A 1454-nucleotide genomic window follows, 5' to 3' on the forward strand; every position below is an offset into this window, starting at 1 on the left:
CGGTCAAGTCCACCGAAGTGGTGTATCTGCCCTTTCGATAAAACAGGCAGTGTGACGATCTCAGGGACCGTCACGAGCCCGATACTGGTGCCGGCTCATGCGACCTCCTGAGTGGGTTCGCCGGCGTCGATGACGTTGGCGTTCATCATGGTTTTCGTCTGGTCCAGGGCCGTCAGCGACATGTAGCGCTTCTGCTGGATCCAGTCATCGTGCTGCTCCGCCAACACGGCGCCGACCAAGCGGACGACGGCATCCCGGTTAGGGAAGATCCCCACGACATCCGTGCGCCGGCGGATCTCCCGGTTCAGTCGCTCGGTGGGGTTATTCGACCAGACTTTGGTCCACACCGCTTTCGGGGCATGAGTAAACGCCAGCAGCTCGTCCAGGGATTCCTCCAGGTAATCTGCCACGTGCGGGAACTTCTGCTCGCAGAAAGTCACCACCTCCCGGGCCTGATCCCACACAGCCTGGGCGTCGGGTTGCTGGAAGATCGTCTGGAACATCGCCGACAACGTCGGCCATTGCGTCTTCGACACCAACCCCGACAGGTTCTTCGCATAATGCGTCCGGCAGCGTTGCCAGGACGCGTTCGGCAACACCTCGCCGATGGCGTGCTGGATCCCTAAGTGAGCGTCGCTGGTGACCAGATACACCTGGTCAAGGCCCCGGGCCTTCAGGTCGCGGAAAAACCCGGTCCAGGAGGCGACGGACTCGCTTGTGGCGACCTGCATGCCCAACAACTCCCGATACCCTTCGGCGTTGACGCCGGTGGCCAGCAGGACTGAGGTTTTCACCACGCGTCCGCCTTCACGGACCTTCATCGTCAACGCGTCACACGAGACATACAGGTACGGGCCGGTATCCAGGGGCCGGGTGCGGAAGTCCTCCACCATCTGATCGAGATCTGTGGCCATCTCTGACACCTGTGACTTCGACAGGTTGGTGATCCCCAGGCTGGCGACCAGGTCGTTCATCCTGCGGGTGGACACGCCTTTCAGGTAACAGGTGGCGATCACGGTGGTCAGGGCTCGTTCGGCACGTGTACGCCGTTCCAACAGCCAGTCCGGAAAGAACGAGCCGGTGCGTAGTTTCGGCACGGCGACGTCGATGGTGCCGACTCTGGTGTCGAAGTCGCGGTGGCGGTAGCCGTTACGAAGATTGGTGCGCGTATCACTGACGGTGGCGTAGTCGGCGCCGCAGATCTGGTCGGCTTGGGTGGACAGGATTTGGTTGATGAACTTCTGCAGCATCTCGCGCATCAGGTCCGGGGAGGCTTGGGAGAGGAGTTCGTCGAGGTAGGTGGTTGGGTCGATAGAATAGGGGCCAGCGGCCATCGTGGTTTCCCTTTCGAGGAGATGTAGGAGTTGATTCGAAAGGTACTGCGGTGGTCGCCCACGTTTTCCATGGGGTCGGTTACCGGCAGTTACAGATACACCACGCTAACGGACACTGCC

1 protein-coding gene is annotated in these 1454 nt (G+C 61.0%); it reads right to left on the minus strand.

The genetic code is table 11. The features are described from left to right. Positions 1-95: 95 nt before the first annotated feature. Entirely contained in the window at positions 96-1334 is a 1239-nt protein-coding gene (locus tag VVR41_RS10645) for an IS256 family transposase (RefSeq protein ID WP_368524749.1), read from the minus strand. Between the last annotated feature and the right edge of the window lie 120 nt (positions 1335-1454).

Origin of the sequence: Corynebacterium sp. LK2510 (assembly GCF_040946405.1) — a bacterium.
Taxonomy (GTDB): Bacteria; Actinomycetota; Actinomycetes; order Mycobacteriales; family Mycobacteriaceae; genus Corynebacterium.